Origin of the sequence: Marinobacter alkalisoli (genome assembly GCF_045449795.1) — a bacterium.
Classification (GTDB): Bacteria; Pseudomonadota; Gammaproteobacteria; order Pseudomonadales; family Oleiphilaceae; genus Marinobacter.
Map to the genome: position 1 here is coordinate 56,953 of NZ_JBJJLB010000016.1, position 14,991 is coordinate 71,943.

At 58.2% G+C, this 14,991-nt stretch carries 15 protein-coding genes; 3 read left to right on the top strand and 12 right to left on the bottom strand.

Annotated elements, in window-relative coordinates; all coding sequences use genetic code 11:
• The first annotated feature begins 36 nt into the window (after positions 1–36).
• Positions 37–1,662, top strand: coding sequence for an OmpP1/FadL family transporter (locus tag ACJO3M_RS04860; protein WP_407000193.1), 1,626 nt, complete (start codon positions 37–39; stop codon positions 1,660–1,662).
• Positions 1,663–1,705: 43 nt separating this feature from the next.
• Positions 1,706–2,737 carry a MalM family protein gene (locus tag ACJO3M_RS04865; protein WP_407000195.1) on the top strand — a complete coding sequence of 344 codons (1,032 nt, stop codon included), beginning with the start codon at positions 1,706–1,708 and terminating at the stop codon, positions 2,735–2,737.
• Positions 2,738–2,739: 2 nt separating this feature from the next.
• Here ACJO3M_RS04865 and ACJO3M_RS04870 read toward each other — a convergent pair whose 3' ends face one another.
• Genes ACJO3M_RS04870 through ACJO3M_RS04880 form a run of 3 tightly spaced genes read right to left on the bottom strand, consistent with a single transcriptional unit; the run spans position 2,740 to position 5,135 of the window.
• Positions 2,740–3,771 carry a polysaccharide deacetylase family protein gene (locus tag ACJO3M_RS04870; protein ID WP_407000197.1) on the bottom strand — a complete coding sequence of 344 codons (1,032 nt, stop codon included), beginning with the start codon at positions 3,769–3,771 and terminating at the stop codon, positions 2,740–2,742.
• Positions 3,772–3,794: 23 nt separating this feature from the next.
• A complete protein-coding gene (locus tag ACJO3M_RS04875) occupies positions 3,795–4,463 on the bottom strand; it encodes a DNA-J related domain-containing protein (RefSeq protein WP_407000199.1) in 669 nt (222 codons plus the stop codon).
• 27 nt (positions 4,464–4,490) lie between these two features.
• A complete protein-coding gene (locus ACJO3M_RS04880; RefSeq protein WP_407000201.1) occupies positions 4,491–5,135 on the bottom strand; it encodes a TetR/AcrR family transcriptional regulator in 645 nt (214 codons plus the stop codon).
• Positions 5,136–5,208: 73 nt separating this feature from the next.
• Here ACJO3M_RS04880 and ttcA point away from each other — a divergent pair, with 73 nt between their 5' ends.
• A complete protein-coding gene (ttcA, locus tag ACJO3M_RS04885; RefSeq protein WP_407000204.1) occupies positions 5,209–6,129 on the top strand; it encodes a tRNA 2-thiocytidine(32) synthetase TtcA in 921 nt (306 codons plus the stop codon).
• A 22-nt stretch (positions 6,130–6,151) separates the two neighbouring features.
• On the opposite strand, the gene ACJO3M_RS04890 is transcribed toward ttcA, so the two are convergent.
• The 9 genes from ACJO3M_RS04890 to ccoN all read right to left on the bottom strand — a co-directional run bounded on the left by ACJO3M_RS04890 (position 6,152) and on the right by ccoN (position 14,805).
• Entirely contained in the window at positions 6,152–6,853 is a 702-nt protein-coding gene (locus ACJO3M_RS04890) for a sulfite exporter TauE/SafE family protein (RefSeq protein ID WP_407000206.1), read from the bottom strand.
• On the bottom strand, positions 6,853–7,068 hold the full coding sequence (ccoS, locus tag ACJO3M_RS04895) for a cbb3-type cytochrome oxidase assembly protein CcoS (RefSeq protein WP_407000208.1): 216 nt from the start codon (positions 7,066–7,068) through the stop codon (positions 6,853–6,855). Before ccoS ends, ACJO3M_RS04890 begins: the two co-directional genes overlap by 1 nt.
• A gap of 51 nt (positions 7,069–7,119) precedes the next feature.
• Positions 7,120–9,567 (bottom strand): heavy metal translocating P-type ATPase, encoded by a 2,448-nt coding sequence (locus ACJO3M_RS04900; RefSeq protein ID WP_407000210.1) that lies wholly within the window; start codon positions 9,565–9,567, stop codon positions 7,120–7,122.
• A 5-nt stretch (positions 9,568–9,572) separates the two neighbouring features.
• The gene (locus ACJO3M_RS04905) at positions 9,573–10,073 is read right to left on the bottom strand and encodes a FixH family protein (protein ID WP_407000212.1); all 501 of its coding nucleotides are present in this window, start codon (positions 10,071–10,073) and stop codon (positions 9,573–9,575) included.
• Between the two features lie 44 nt (positions 10,074–10,117).
• On the bottom strand, positions 10,118–11,548 hold the full coding sequence (gene ccoG, locus ACJO3M_RS04910) for a cytochrome c oxidase accessory protein CcoG (RefSeq protein ID WP_407000214.1): 1,431 nt from the start codon (positions 11,546–11,548) through the stop codon (positions 10,118–10,120).
• A gap of 124 nt (positions 11,549–11,672) precedes the next feature.
• The gene (gene ccoP / locus ACJO3M_RS04915) at positions 11,673–12,563 is read right to left on the bottom strand and encodes a cytochrome-c oxidase, cbb3-type subunit III (protein ID WP_407000216.1); all 891 of its coding nucleotides are present in this window, start codon (positions 12,561–12,563) and stop codon (positions 11,673–11,675) included.
• Entirely contained in the window at positions 12,560–12,745 is a 186-nt protein-coding gene (locus ACJO3M_RS04920) for a cbb3-type cytochrome oxidase subunit 3 (protein ID WP_407000218.1), read from the bottom strand. The genes ccoP and ACJO3M_RS04920 overlap by 4 nt, the downstream gene beginning before the upstream one ends.
• A gap of 5 nt (positions 12,746–12,750) precedes the next feature.
• Positions 12,751–13,359: a cytochrome-c oxidase, cbb3-type subunit II gene (gene ccoO / locus ACJO3M_RS04925; protein WP_407000220.1), complete on the bottom strand. Its 609-nt coding sequence runs from the start codon at positions 13,357–13,359 to the stop codon at positions 12,751–12,753.
• Positions 13,360–13,374: 15 nt separating this feature from the next.
• The gene (gene ccoN, locus ACJO3M_RS04930) at positions 13,375–14,805 is read right to left on the bottom strand and encodes a cytochrome-c oxidase, cbb3-type subunit I (protein WP_407000222.1); all 1,431 of its coding nucleotides are present in this window, start codon (positions 14,803–14,805) and stop codon (positions 13,375–13,377) included.
• Positions 14,806–14,991: the final 186 nt, after the last annotated feature.

The following is a 14,991-nucleotide window of genomic DNA, read 5'->3' on the forward strand; positions in this document are numbered from 1 at the left end:
CGAAGCCGCTGACGTTTTACGGGAAGGGAAGATTCCATGGGAATGACCAGCCACAACAAGAAGATTCTCGGGGCGGTGATCGCCGCGACCATCTCGTGTGGTGCCGAGGCCCAGCTCGCGCAGAACCTGACGATTCACCCCAAGGCCCTGGCGCTGGGGAACGCAGTTACGGCAGATCCGCCCGGAATTATGGCGATTCATTACAATCCGGCGGGTCTGACCAAGCTGGACGGACGCCAGCTTGAAGTAAACCTGATGAGTGTTTACCTCGATGTCGATGCCGATTTCCATGCCCCGGATGGCTATGAAATATTCGGTATTGATGGCCTGGAGACCGATCCGCTCACTGGTGAACAACGGGACCCGGTCGCCAATAGCCACAGTCACACCAATAATGTGGCGTTGTACCTGCCGGGGTATGGCATTCTGCGCGCGCCTCCGGGCCCGGCTATCGCGCCATCGGCGGGCATCAGCATTAATCCGCCGGGCTCCAAGCTGACTTTCGCCAACGCATTTTATCTGCCGCTGGCGGCCGGTTTTTACCGGGACAAGGACGATCCGGGCCGCTATCAGCCCCAGGCGACAGCGCTGCAAAGGACCACTTACCTGGCCCCCACCATTGGTTATGAGATCAATGACGAGTGGTCCGTGGGTGCCGGTATTCACCTGTCCCACATGGGGATAGCCGCAGACCAGTACATGCGGGCGCCCAATATGCTGCTGGGGGTGGCGGAAGTGCTCCAGGACGCCTTTAACTGTGAGAGTGGTGACGAACCACTACAACCATGGCTGGCGTTATGCGGCGGTAATGTGGGCCCCTGGGACGATATTGGCGCCTTGAGCATTGATGTTCAGGAAACCCTGTCTCCCACCTATTCCCTCGGGGTGATGTGGGAGCCGACAGACTGGTTCAGCTGGGGCGCGAGCTATACGTCCGAAGCGGATATGAACCTCAAGGGTACCTTCGAGATTGAGTACACCGATGACTGGTCCGGCTTCTGGCAGAGTGTGAACGGCTCGGTACTGGGCGCAATTTCCTCCGCCATTCTCAGTTTGCCTTCCGGCGCCCCCCGTGAGGCCGGTAACGTCAGCATGGACCTGGTGTATCCGCAGCATTTCCAGACCGGCGTCAGCGTGGATGTCCACCCGAAACTGACTGTGAATGTGGATGTGGGCTGGACCGACTACAAGCAGTGGGATGCGTTCCTGTTCCGCTTTGACCGCAACCTGGAATTCCTCAATGCGGCGCGTATCCTGTCTCCGGACAACGCCACACCGGATACCCTGCGGTTGCCCCTGGGCTTCACCGACCAGTGGAACTGGGCGTTCGGGGTAGAGTTCCACGCCTCATCCCGACTGGACCTGAGGGCCGGGGTAGAGATCCGTGATTCGGTGATTCCGGATGATCAGCGATCCATCATGGCCCCGTTCGGGGGTGCCAACCTGTACAGCATCGGCATGGGGTATCAGTGGGACAAGGACACCGAAATCGATATGAACCTGAGTTACCTCCACTCCGTCGAAACCATTCCGGCGGATACCAGTTGCAACGTCAACTGTGACAATATAACCAATATCATCTACAACCCGTACGCCGGGCTGGATGTGAAAACCTCCCTGCGAGTGGTTATGGCGGGGCTCAGTTTCCGGACCAAATTCTGACGCAAACCGGGAATCGGTGGCGTCGTTCAGGTGATCAGCCGTTATGTCGAACAGCCGACCCCTGCATCGGGGTGCCCTTATAGCCTCGCTCACCCTGGCGGTGGTCCTGTTGGCCGGTTGCCAGGGCAGTGGCGGCACATCGTCGTCCCGGGAGGGCTATTTCACCTGGGTGGACGATCAGGGCAGGGTTCAGCATTCGCGGATCATTCGTGAGCCAGAACCTGAAACCGAGGATCCTCGCCCGGATCCAGGACACCCCAGCCCATCCGCTTCCGACGAGGACGCCGAGTTCAATCTGGAGAACTATCCAGACGGAAACGAACTGGAGCGACGGGGCTATGTTCGCCCTGGGGAACCCCAGCCTTATTTCACCTGGCAGGACGCTGATGGCAATATCCGCACCAGCTATTACCAGCCGGATACCCGGTCCGATGTGGAAAAAGGGCGCATCAAACCGCCGGTGCAACTGACGCCCGCCAGTATCTACCAACGCAGCGACTCTCCAGATCCCGTTGTGGAGCGGGAGGGGGGCGACCCGGATGCCTTTGCTATTCTCGGTGTTGAGGCTGCCGGAGACAGCTTCCTGGAGCGTTGGGCGGAGAACTGTTGTGAGGCTTTCGGCCGGGGCGATGTCGAGGATTGGCACAGTGATCGTGAGTTTGGTCTGACTGTCGATGACAGTTCCCCGGCCCATTCATTCATCACCGGGCACAGCCACTATCGACTGGTTCGGATTCCGGCGGGAGCCGGCAGGCGGGATTTCATCATGCGCCTGCGATCATTCGCGAGGGAGGGGATGTTTGTGCCGTCCGTGGCTTTCCTGGATGTGGCCATGAAGCCGGTGAGAATCGTGACCGACCTGGTGGCGGACTATATCCCGGAAACCTGGCACCGCCGTGGTTACCTGGAATCTTTTATTCCGGTGTTTCCCGGGCACGGTGAGCGCTGGATGGTGATCTTCACCCGGGAAGAGGACCTGAGGGGCCAAACCGTTATCGAAGATAAGCGGGGGCCCCGTGCCATCAAACACAGCCAGCAGGGTGAGCTTGGGCTGGCTGAGATCCGGGAGCGTTAGCTTTAGTCTTCCGGTTTACTCAGATCCAGCCATTGCTGAGACAGCCAGTAATAGCTGCCGTCATCGGTTGGGTGAGTGCAGTTGTAACGGAAGCGCCGGCTGTTGAACGCGTCCGGAGCTCGCACTCTGACGATACCCGGGCCGCTGGGGTTGACGTCGATACGACCCTGGCCCGATGCGAAGCAGGTCAGTCGGTTTACGCTGATGTGATCGGGGAGCGTCAATTCCAGGGTTGGCGGGTTGTCGGTCACAATACCCGCCGGCAAGGTGCTGGCATCCACCGGTAGCGCCTTGCTGAGGAGCTTGTTCTTCAGGCTGTTAAGCTGGCCATAGGCATTAGCCATGGGGAATCGTGGCAAGCGGGTAATACCGGAGGTTTCCCCCACCGCGCCGGACTGCTGGCCAAAACCGATCCATTCTCTTTCCGCCAGCTTTTCCTCAAGCCCGGCATCGAACTCGCCATAGGGATACGCAAACATGGGAACATCGGTGCCAAGTTTCTCCTTCAGGATCGACTGAGCCTGGTCCAAACTGCTTTCCACTCTTTGCTCCCAGCCTGACTGGCTCTCATCGGGTCGCTTTGCCAGGTGTCCGTGATCGTGGCTGTGGTTCGCGATGGTGACGGAGGCTTTGCTTTCGAGCTCTTTCAGTTGATCCCAGCTCATGTATCCGCGGCCCCCGACGGCGTCGGTGTTGACGAAGACTGTGTAGGGATAGCCTCTGTCTTCCAGCATGGGAGCCGCAGCTGTGTAGACGGAATCGTAGGCGTCGTCAAAGGTAATCGCGACCTGTTTGCTGCCGTCCAGCTCACCGCCGAGCGCGGCTTCGGTGCCTTTCTGCAGGTCGACTACATCCAGCTCCAGTCTTTCAATCATCTCCAGCTGTTCCTCGAACAGCGAGACGGAGGTACTCGTTGCAGGCGGAGTGGCATCGCTGACGTGGTGGTACTGGAGAACCACAAGATCGGCCCTGGCGCCGATGGCGACGCTGATAAACAGTAATCCACAGACAAAACGTGTGGTTGTTTTGACCATTCGTTAATCCTCAGTCTGGCTATTTATTGAAAGTGGGCTTTAAGTGTCGCAAAGGCCTGGTTCAGGCTCTGAATGCTTTCGGTATCGCCACCCCGATCCGGGTGGGCCTGCATGACGGCGCGGCGGAACCGGTGTTTGACCTTGCCGAAGCTGTCCGGAAGGCGGTCAAAGCCTAGGACCTCGGCGGCGTTCAGGGCTTCCTGGTGTGGAGGACGCTGCGGGTAATGTCCGTTCCAGAAGTCGTTCATCATTTTCTGGATGCTGTCCCCGGACATCTGGTACTGGGTCAGGTCCAGGTAAAAGGTTCTCAGGGCATCGACTTCTCCGGCAACACCGGAGCCGGAAACAACCGGATTCTCGTAGAGCCGCAGGTGCATGGGTGAAATGGTGATGGTTTCTCTCGATTCGGCAAGTTGATCCCGCAACCGGTACAGGGTGTGAAACAGCAGGAAGTGGACCGGGTAGAGTTGCTCCGGTTCACTGAATGAGACGTCGCCGATCAGCTCCCAGGGCGAGCCCTGGAGGCGTTTGATCAGTGTCAGCTCATTCATGCCCGCAGGGTGTTGGCGCAGCTCGTGCTCAACCGCAATCAGCATGTGCTGGATCTGCAGGTCGAGCACCGCCTCCTTGTCGGACTTCGATGGTACTGGCCTGTCGGCCATTGAGGTGTTGGTCGGGGATGATTCGTTCATGGCTCCATGTTAGGGGACCGGGCAACGTTAGGAAAGCTTGGCCAGGCGAGTCAGCCCGCCAAGAAACAGTGTGGAGGCAAAGTGTGCGGCCTGGTGGGCTTCCCGCTCCCCCTTGTCCGGCGTCTGGAGGGCGCGTTCCGCAACGCGTAGGCTCATTTCGTAGGCAACGCCGGAAAACACCGCGCAAAGGTAGTCCTGATCCACGTCAGGCAGCAGGTCTTTCTCGACGGCCCGCTGAACGTCTTCCTCCAGAGACAGCATCGCCAGCCCCAGAAGATCCGACCCGAACAGATCCCGGATGGCGTGATCGTTACGGTGTGCCAGTTCATAGACCAGTGGATCAGTCGCAGTGGCACGGAACAGGGCGAGATAGGCCGAATGGATAAAGTCTTCCGTGGTGCCGGGCGTTTGCCGTAAACCGGTCAGGTTGGCGTTGAGGTGGTTGAGAAAGTCGTTCAGCAGGGCGGCAAAAATGTCCTGCTTGCTGGAGAAGTAGTTATAGAACGTACCCGCCGCCAGGCCGGTCCGGCGCACGATGTCGCGGATGGTGGAGTTATCGTACCCCTTTTCCCGAAAGCATTCCCGGGCCGCCAGCAGGATGGCGCTGCGGTTGCGGATCCGGTTGGTTTCCCGTTTGCCAACGGCTTCATCCCTGCTCTGTAACATATCCATGTCGGTATCCTGTCCCTGAGTGTTTCACACGCGTATAATCCTGAGCCCACCAATCCAGTGAACGTAGTGTTTTATGTCCGATGCAATGACTGCCAACCCAGATCAAACCCTGTCGTCCGAGGCGGATCGCAGGAACAAACTGGAACTTAACAAACTGCAGAAGCGTCTGCGCCGTGAAGTCGGGCAGGCCATTGCAGAATTTTCGATGATTGAAGCCGGTGACAAGGTTATGTGCTGCCTGAGCGGCGGCAAGGATTCCTATGCCATGCTGGATATCCTGATGAACCTGCAGAAAAGCGCGCCGGTCTCCTTTGAGCTGATTGCAGTCAACCTTGACCAGAAACAGCCGGGTTTCCCGGAAGAGGTGTTGCCTGGATACCTGCAATCCATGGGTATCGAGTACCACATCATCGAAAAGGACACGTACAGTATTGTTAAGGAAAAAGTGCCGGAAGGGAAGACCACCTGCGGACTTTGTTCCCGTCTACGTCGTGGAATTCTCTATAATTTTGCGGAAGAGCACGGTGTCACCAAGATCGCGCTGGGGCATCACCGGGATGACCTTCTGGAAACCCTGTTCCTGAACATGTTCTATGGCGGCAAGCTGAAGTCGATGCCGCCGGTACTGCACAGCGATGATGGCAGAAATACCGTCATCCGCCCGCTGGCATTCAGTCGCGAAAAGGATATTGCCCGCTACGCGGCATTGCGGGAATTTCCGATCATTCCCTGCAATCTGTGTGGTTCCCAGGAAAACCTGCAGCGCCAGGTGATCAAGGAAATGTTCCAGACCTGGGACAAGCAGCACCCGGGCCGGCTGGAAACCATGTTCCGGGCCATGTGCAACGTGGAGCCGTCGCACCTGGCGGATAACTCTCTGTACGATTTCCGTGAAGGCAAGCGGCTGAACGGGAACGGGCAGGCCGCTCCGGCCGTTGGTTCCGTAGAGCCTGAGCCGGAAGACTTTGGCCGTCTGGACGTGCTTAATATCTGAATCCGGAACCCGTTTCCCTTCCTTACCCGCCATGCCCCCCGTGTATAACCATGCCGAGGGGCAGTGTCCAGATTCCGAAACCAATCAATAACACGCCGGTGAGCTGGCGAACCTGTTTCTGGCCCTGAAGTTTTCGTATCCAGGTGGCTGCGTATCCGGTCGCCAGCATGGAGGGCAGGGTGCCGAGGCCAAAAAATGCCATGGTAGCGGCGGCACTGCCAACGGAGGGTTGCAGCGCGGCCCAGCCCAGGGTGCTGTAGACCAGGCCGCAGGGCAGCCACCCCCACAACCCACCCAGGGCCAGGGCCTGCCAGGCATGCTGAACGGGAAGGAAACGGCGGGTCAGGGGAGATATCCGTTTCCATATCGGTGCTCCCGCCCGTTCAATATAACGAATACCCTGCCACCACTGTCCCATGGACAGGCCCATCAGAATCAACAGGACGCCGGCGATGGTTCTCAGTACCGGCGCGAGCTGGGCCCATTGCGCGGCGGCGCTGGTGCTCAGCAGTGCAACCAGGGCTGCGATCATCGTATAGCTGGCAATACGCCCGCCATTGAAGGCCAGTAACATCAAGGTCTGACGTATGCGAAAGCCCTTGCCGACCGGCAGGGCCATGGACAGCGATGCGCTGATGCCGCCACACATACCCAGGCAATGGGTGCTGCCCAGCAAGCCGATCAGAAAGGCGCTGGGGTAACTCAGATACAGGCCTTCGCTCATCAACGGTCTTTTTTCTCGTCTTCGGCCTTGTCCGTGTCAGCAACCTTCCGTTCACTGGCCTGCCTGGCGTCATCCGGGATCATATCCTTGTCGTCATCGTACAGGATCCGGTGTGCCGGGCCGTCCAGGTCATCGTACTGGCCATTCTTGACGGCCCAGGAGAACAGGACGATCCCCAGCGCCACCAGGATCAGCATGACGGGGACCAGAATCATTACTATTTGCACGGTGAAACCTCAAGGTAACCGGGTAGTCTGACTACGGTATCAGGACGTTGTCGGGACGCCAACCGCATGCTCCGATTGATGGCTGTCAGGCGCGGTCCGGCCAAGTCTCAGGGCGTTCAGCACCACCACCAGGGAGCTCAGTGACATGCCAATGGCAGCAAGCCAGGGCGGCACCATTCCCGCCGCTGCCAGCGGTAGTGCCAGCACATTGTATACCAGCGCCCAGCCCAGGTTCTGACGAATAATCCTGCGAGTCAGGCGACTGGTGTTCATGGCCTCGGTCAGTTGCATCAACTGGCCATTGAGCAGTACGGCGTCCGCCTTGAGTTGCGTCAGATCAGCGGCGTTGCCCATGGCCACAGAAATTCCCGCTCCAGCCATGGAAGGCAGATCGTTCAATCCGTCGCCTACCATCATCACCTTGCGGCCCTGGGCTACAAGCTTCTGTAACGTTTCCAGCTTCTGTTCCGGCGTGGCCTGACCAATGGCTTCATCAACACCCACCTGTTGGGCGATCTGCGCCACGTGTCCCGACCGGTCACCACTGAGTAGAAGTGTGTGGATGCCCGAAGACTTCAGTCTGGCGATGGTGGTCCTTGCGTCAGGCCGGGGCTGGTCGTCCAGCGTAAAGCAGGCCAGCCACTGATCATCGGTAGCCAGCCAGATATCGATTCCCTGACCGGTCGGCACGGATGGTTGCGTGGCCCGGGTATGCTGCCTGACAAACTCACTGTGGCCGATATAGACCGGTTTGCCATTATGGATGCCGGACAACCCGCCACCCAGGTGGTTGGTGACGGCGGATACGGAAGCGCCGGCGAACGGCTGGAATACCCGGGCAATGGGGTGCTCGGAATGTTTTTCCAGGCCAGTGGCGAGACTGATGCAGGTTGATTCATCCAGGGAACCGGTTACCCGTGTCTCGATCAGGCTGAGTTCACCACGGGTGAGGGTGCCGGTCTTGTCGAAAATAACGGTGTCTATGTCATTGAGGGATTCGAGGGTGTGGCCCCGGGTAGGCAGGAACCCCAGCCGGCGTAGCCTGACCGTGGCCGAGGTGATGGCCGTCGGGGTTGCCAGCGACAGCGCACAGGGGCAGGTGACCACCAATACCGACAGGGTAATATCAAACGCATTGTCGGCCCCGGCCAGCCACCAGCCGATCCAGACCAGCGGCGTCAGGATCAGTACCCGGCTGACAAAGGTGCCGGCGATGCGATCGGCCATCCGCGCCACCGGCGGTTTCTCTGCCTGCACGCGGTCGAGAATGCGCAGAATGCCTGAGAGCCGGGTCTGGGCGCCGGCGCTGGCAACTTCGATGTCCAGCGGGTTCTCCCCGTTAACGCTGCCGGCATGCACAGTATCGCCAGGCTGGCGGGTTTCCGGCAGGTATTCACCGGTAAGGGCGGCTTCATTCAGTGTGGAATGACCGCTGATGATGCGACCGTCCACCGGTAGCGTTTCGCCGGGACGCACCCGGATGGTATCTCCGGTTCGCAGTTCATGGGTGGCAACAATGGCGGTGGTATCACCACTGACACGGGTAGCGACGTCGGGCTGGAAGCCAGCCAGGGCATTACCGGTGAGTCCTGCCCGGTATCGGGCCTGCATCTCGATGTAGCGGCCCAGCAACAGGAAAAAGGTAAACATACACACCGATTCGAAATAGACTTCGTCACCACCCATGACGGTGACCCAGGCGCTGGCGGCGTAGGCCAGGCCAATGGCAATGGCGACGGGTACATCCATGGTCAGGTGCCGGCTACGCAAGTCTCTGCGGGCGTTGCGGAAAAAGGGCCGGGCGCTGAACAATACCACCGGCGTGGCAACCAGTAGGCTGAACCAGCGAAAAAAAGAAATGAAATCCGGAGACAGGTCGTTGATCATCTCGAAATACAGGGGGAATGCCAGCATCATGCTCTGCATGGTGCCGATACCCGCAACCGCGAGCCGAATCAGCATGGAGCGGTGCTCCGCCTTGAGAGCCTGCTCGGCCTCGTCCGCCTGGTAGGGCCGGGCCCGGTAGCCCAGTTCGTGGATCGCGACAAGCAGGTCGCTCAGTTTCGCCTGTTCAGCAGACCAGACCAGCCGCGCTCGCTGGGTGGTGTGGTTCACGGAAAATGACAGCACCCCGGGTTGTTTGGCCATGTGGTTTTCCAGCAGCCAGATGCAGGCGGCGCAGGTGATGCCCTCTATCAGCAGTTGGGCTTCCTGACCGCCTTTGGTGGCGGACACGAAGGCTGATTGAACCAGTGGGTGGTCCACTTCCCGGATCCGGTCCAGTTCGTTACTGGTGAGTTGTTTCGGTGTGGCGGCGGGTTCGGTCCGGTATTGGTAAAAACCGGTCAGTCCTTCCGAACGGATGGTCTCACACACAGCCTTGCAGCCCCGGCAACAGAAGTGACGGGGCTCGCCATCAAGCTCAAGAGTGATGGGCGGCGATCCGTCAGCTGCTTCGCCGCAGTGGAAACAGGGCAGGGGGTTCACACGGATCAGCGGTTTGCCGCGCCAATGTGAATGGCTTTATCCGAAGGCAGGGAGGTTTCCCCTTTCAGGCGCCAGTCGTTGTCTGGCCCCCGCAGATCAAAGTACCAGCGACCCTTGACGTTCTGGTTCAGGGTGGCGCGATAAGTGGACTCGCCGGTGCGGGTGAACTGGACAGTCTGATCTTTCTCGGCGATGGTCGGGTGGAACAGGTTGAGGATCAGGTATGGGTAATCCCGCTGTTCATTGCCTGTCAGGGACAGTTTAATATCACGTTCCGCGAATGAAAATTCCGCCTGCAGGCCCATATCCCTGGCTTTCTGGTCACGGGCAATTTCCATGTTGATACCGCGACCTTCTTTGGAATAGTCATCGGTCACCATGGCATTTTCGGAGTTCATGGCGATGGTGATGGCAATGGCACAATAGGTGATGGACGCCAACGGAAAGATCGTCAGGAACCAGAACCACGGCTGGCGATACCAGGGTTTAACAGTGTCTTCAGTCATAACTCATTGTCTCTCTTGGAAGTCTCTAACGGGTAGCTGGAATGCTAGCGGTTAGGACCGATAAATCGGCTTTCAGTTTCGATAATCAGAGATTCATCGGTTTCCGACGTGATACGGAACCGGATGACGTTGTTGCTCTGTGAAATAACGTCGGGATCTACATCAACGACCGTCGGCAGTGCCCGGTTTTCGCCGCTGTCGACCGTTACGCTGGTATCTGTTAATAGTTGGATACCCTCCATGCCGGAAACGGAGATTTCGAAGGTTTGCGGTACCTCCGTCATATTGGCGATTTTGAGGGTGTATGAATTCTCGACTCGCCCCTGGCCGTTGAAACCGAACGGCGCGCCGCGGTCCTTGAGGACGTCCAGCTCTGCCGGCACCCGGGTCGCCAGGACAAACACAATGGCGCCGATCATTAATGCCAGCACCGCGCCATAACCGAAGGTGCGTGGGCGCATGAGCTTGGAGGGCTTGCCCTCAAGCTCGTTCTCGGTGGTGTAGCGAATCAGCCCCCTGGGGTAGTCCATTTTATCCATGATTTCGTCGCAGGCATCGATGCACAGCGCGCAACCAATGCACTCGTATTGCAGGCCGTCCCGAATATCGATACCCGTGGGACAGACCTGGACACACTGGCCGCAGTCGATGCAGTCCCCGAGTCCGAGTTCGTCCGGTTCCACGCCTTTCTTGCGCCCGCCGCGGGGTTCACCGCGATTGGGATCGTAAGAGACCACCCTGGTGTTCGGATCAAACATCACCGACTGGAAGCGGGCGTAGGGGCACATATACAGGCAAACCTGCTCACGCATCCAGCCGGCATTGAGGTAGGTTGCGACGGTGAAGAAGCCTACCCAGAAATACGCCCAGCCGTTGGCCTGCAAGGTAAACAGATCGGTGATCAGTTCGCGGATGGGATAGAAGTAGCCGACAAACGTCAGGCCCGTGGCCAGGGCAATCAACAGCCAGGCCGTGTGTTTCAGCGATTTTTTCACCACCTTTTCCGCGGAACGGGGTGACTTGTCCAGCTTCATTCGCTTGTTTCTGCCGCCCTCAATGCGTTCTTCCACCCACATGAAAATGAAAGTCCACACGGTTTGCGGGCAGGTATAGCCACACCACACCCGACCAAACAGGGTGGTGATAAAGAACAGACCAAAAGCGGCGATGATCAGCAAACCCGACAACAGAAAGAAATCTTTCGGGTAGAAGGTCAGTCCGTAGAGGTGAAATTCCCTGGCGGGAAGATCGAAGTGAATCAGTGGCTGGCCATCCAGGGTAAGCCAGACGAACAGGAAGTACATGCCCATCAGAACCAGCAGGCTGACATTACGGATACGCTGGAAGAAGCCTTTAACTTCCTTGACGTAAATCTTCTTGCGACTGGCGTATAACTCGACGGTTCCGGATTTGTTATTTTTATCGGAGGGGTCAGAGGAAGGGTCAATCTGTTTGACCGGAATCTCACTGCTCATCGCTACCTCCCGATGAAAATTAGCCGCTGAGAAACCTCAGGGGCTTGGGTCTTCTCAAGCCTGTGCCCGCGTTGGCAGACACAGGGTTGAGCAGACCGGGCCGGCACGGAGGCCGGCCAGGCAATCAGTTGGACAGGCTGTAAACGTAAGCAGCCAGGATCTGGATCTGGTCGTCGGAGAGCCGACCGCTCTGGGCGGGCATCTTGTTCTGGCGACCGTTGACCACGGTTTCCTTGATCCACTCATAGGTTGAGCCATACAGCCAGGTGTCATCGGTCAGGTTGGGCGCACCGAACGCATAATTGCCCTTGGCGTCGCTGCCATGACAGCTGGAGCAGGCCTGGGCGAAGACTTCCTCGCCGGCTTCAGCGGCCTCGGCGTCCTTTGCACGATCACTGAATGACAGTACGTAGTTGACCACCTGGTCAACCTGCTCGGACGTCATGCCGGGCATCATACCCTTGGCAGGCATGTTGCCGGTGCGTCCCTCCTGCAGGGTGGTCAGGATGTTGTCCGGCTCGCCACCGTGCAGCCAGTCGTCATCGGTCAGGTTGGGAAAGCCGAGGGATCCCCGGCCAGCGGACCCGTGACAAACCGCGCAATTGTTGGCGAACAGACGCTGCCCCATTTTCATGGCGTCATCATTGTCGGCGAGCTCCACAATCGGGGTATCACCGTACTTGGCATACAGTTCGCCATAACGGGCCTCAGCTTGCTGAACTTCCGCTTCCCACTGGTTGGTGGAACTCCACCCCAGCAGGCCCTGAAAGTTCCCCAGACCAGGATAGAGCGCCAGGTAACCCAGAGAGAAGACACAAGTTGCGATGAAGAGATAGAACCACCACTTGGGCAGTGGGTTGTCCAGCTCCTCGATGCCATCAAAGGAATGGCCTGTCGTCCGGTCTGTTTCGGTGTCGGTGGTCTGGCTCTTGCGAGTTGCCAGCAGCAGCCACCAGCATCCGAAAATAGTACCGAGCACGATCACACTGATCCAGATGCTCCAGAAGGTACTCATTGCTTTTTCTCCGTTTTTTCCTGTTCAAGAGTACGCTTTTCCACCTCGTCATCGTCGAAGGGCAGGTGCGCCGCTTCGTCGTTCGGTTTCTTGCGGTGGGCGCTGTAGGCCCACCAGACGATACCCAGAAATGCCACCATGACAAGCAGGGTGTGAATACCACGTAACTCGTTCAAATCCATCGGGATCACCGTTTCTCAGAAATCACTGTGCCCAGCTGTTGCAGGTAGGCCACCAGCGCTTCGATTTCGAACTTGCCTTCCACTTCCGCAGATGCTTCGGCAATCTGCTCATCGGTGTAGGGCACGCCCAGTGTCTGCAGTGTTTTCATCTTTGCTGCCGTGTCGGAATGGTCCACGCGATCCTCAAACAGCCAAGGGAATGCCGGCATGTTGGATTCGGGAACAACGCTGCGGGGATCGTACAGGTGCTGGCGCTGCCAGGCATCGGAGTAACGGCCGCCGACTCGGGCCAGATCTGGCCCGGTGCGCTTGGAGCCCCACAGGAACGGGCGATCGTAAACGAACTCGCCCGCCACGGAGTAGTGGCCATAGCGTTCGGTTTCTGCCCGGAAGGGACGGATCTGTTGGGTGTGGCACACGTGGCAGCCCTCGCGGATGTAGATGTCGCGACCTTCCAGTTCGAGCGCGGACAGGGGCTCAAGGCCCTCGATCGGCTCATTGGTTTGCTTGCTGAAAAACAACGGCACCACTTCGGCGAGGAAACCGCCACTGATGGTGAGGATGATCAGCACGATCATCAGGCCAAGGTTTTTCTCTACGATTTCGTGTTTCATCTTGATTGTCTCCCGTTACGCCGGCTGAGCTGCCGCGTTGTCCTGTGCGACGGCATCTTTCTGGCGAACGGTCATGTAGGTGTTGTAAGCCATGACCAGCATGCCGGAGAGGAAGATTACGCCGCCGATAAAGCGGACAAGGTAGCCAGGCCAGGAAGCCTCAAGCGCTTCAACAAAGCTGTATGTCAGGGTGCCGTCCTGGTTCACTGCGCGCCACATCAGGCCCTGCATGATGCCGTTTACCCACATCGCAACGATGTAGAGCACGGTGCCCACGGTTGCCAGCCAGAAGTGCACGTTGATCAGGCTGGTGCTGTACATGGCAGGCACTCCCCACAGCTTGGGAATCAGGTGGTAGATGGCGCCGATACTGATCATGGCAACCCAGCCCAGTGCGCCGGAGTGTACGTGGCCGATGGTCCAGTCGGTGTTGTGAGAAAGCGCGTTGACGGTCTTGATAGCCATCATCGGGCCTTCAAAGGTAGACATGCCGTAGAACGACAGTGACACCACCAGGAAGCGCAGAATCGGGTCGGTGCGCAGTTTGTGCCACGCGCCGGACAGCGTCATCATGCCGTTGATCATACCGCCCCAGGACGGAGCCAGCAGGATCAGGGACATTACCATACCAGCAGTCTGCGCCCAGTCAGGCAGCGCGCTGTAGTGCAGGTGGTGGCCACCGGCCCACACGTAAGTGGCAATCAGCGCCCAGAAGTGGACGATGGACAGGCGATAGGAGTAAACCGGCCGGTTGGCCTGCTTGGGAACAAAGTAGTACATCATGCCCAGGAAGCCGGCCGTCAGGAAGAAGCCTACGGCATTGTGGCCGTACCACCACTGCATCATGGCGTCGGTTACTCCGGCATAGGCGGAGTAGGACTTGAACGCCGTAGCTGGCAGTGCGAGGTTGTTGCCGATATGCAGAACCGCAACGGTCAGGATAAAGCCGCCATAGAACCAGTTGGCAACGTATATGTGCGGCGTGCTGCGTTTGGTAATGGTGCCGAAGAAAACCAGTGCGTAGGTCACCCAGACCAGGGCAATGGCGATATCAATCGGCCACTCCAGCTCGGCGTACTCCTTGGTTGAGGTAAGACCCATTGGCAGGGTAATGATGGCGGCGACCATGATGGCCTGCCAGCCCCAGAACGTGAAGGCGGCCATCCCGTCCGAAATCAGGCGTGCCTGGCAGGTGCGCTGCACGACATAGTAGGAAGTAGCAAAGAGTGCTGAACCACCAAACCCGAAGATAACCAGGTTTGTGTGAAGAGGTCTCAGGCGACCAAAATGGGTCCAGGAAAAGTCGAGGTTCATCGATGGCCAGACAAGTTGGGATGCGATCAGCACACCCATGCCCATGCCAACAATGCCCCAGACCAACGTCATGATGGCGAATTGCCGCACCACCTTGTAGTTGTATGTCAGGTTAGCATTTACTGTGCTCATAGCCTTACCAATGGGTTCAGAGTGGGAAAATATGCGGGCGCAAGTATGGAGAAACCATTAGCGCTTTGCAATGACTCAGATCAACTCGCAATGCCCGTCAAATGCGCCCGAATCAGTAACATGCAGAGAGCATCTACGGATTCTTTTTTGATGCTGGGAGCTTATCGGTTTTGCCGGGCTTTCGTT

Bases quoted from the DNA above. Each gene is read 5' to 3' on its own strand.
- ACJO3M_RS04860 (WP_407000193.1), top strand. From the start codon at position 37: ATGGGAATGACCAGCCACAACAAGAAGATTCTCGGGGCGGTGATCGCC.
- ACJO3M_RS04865 (WP_407000195.1), top strand. From the start codon at position 1,706: ATGTCGAACAGCCGACCCCTGCATCGGGGTGCCCTTATAGCCTCGCTC.
- ACJO3M_RS04870 (WP_407000197.1), bottom strand. From the start codon at position 3,771: ATGGTCAAAACAACCACACGTTTTGTCTGTGGATTACTGTTTATCAGC.
- ACJO3M_RS04875 (WP_407000199.1), bottom strand. From the start codon at position 4,463: ATGAACGAATCATCCCCGACCAACACCTCAATGGCCGACAGGCCAGTA.
- ACJO3M_RS04880 (WP_407000201.1), bottom strand. From the start codon at position 5,135: ATGGATATGTTACAGAGCAGGGATGAAGCCGTTGGCAAACGGGAAACC.
- ttcA (WP_407000204.1), top strand. From the start codon at position 5,209: ATGTCCGATGCAATGACTGCCAACCCAGATCAAACCCTGTCGTCCGAG.
- ACJO3M_RS04890 (WP_407000206.1), bottom strand. From the start codon at position 6,853: ATGAGCGAAGGCCTGTATCTGAGTTACCCCAGCGCCTTTCTGATCGGC.
- ccoS (WP_407000208.1), bottom strand. From the start codon at position 7,068: ATGATTCTGGTCCCCGTCATGCTGATCCTGGTGGCGCTGGGGATCGTC.
- ACJO3M_RS04905 (WP_407000212.1), bottom strand. From the start codon at position 10,073: ATGACTGAAGACACTGTTAAACCCTGGTATCGCCAGCCGTGGTTCTGG.
- ccoG (WP_407000214.1), bottom strand. From the start codon at position 11,548: ATGAGCAGTGAGATTCCGGTCAAACAGATTGACCCTTCCTCTGACCCC.
- ccoP (WP_407000216.1), bottom strand. From the start codon at position 12,563: ATGAGTACCTTCTGGAGCATCTGGATCAGTGTGATCGTGCTCGGTACT.
- ACJO3M_RS04920 (WP_407000218.1), bottom strand. From the start codon at position 12,745: ATGGATTTGAACGAGTTACGTGGTATTCACACCCTGCTTGTCATGGTG.
- ccoO (WP_407000220.1), bottom strand. From the start codon at position 13,359: ATGAAACACGAAATCGTAGAGAAAAACCTTGGCCTGATGATCGTGCTG.
- ccoN (WP_407000222.1), bottom strand. From the start codon at position 14,805: ATGAGCACAGTAAATGCTAACCTGACATACAACTACAAGGTGGTGCGG.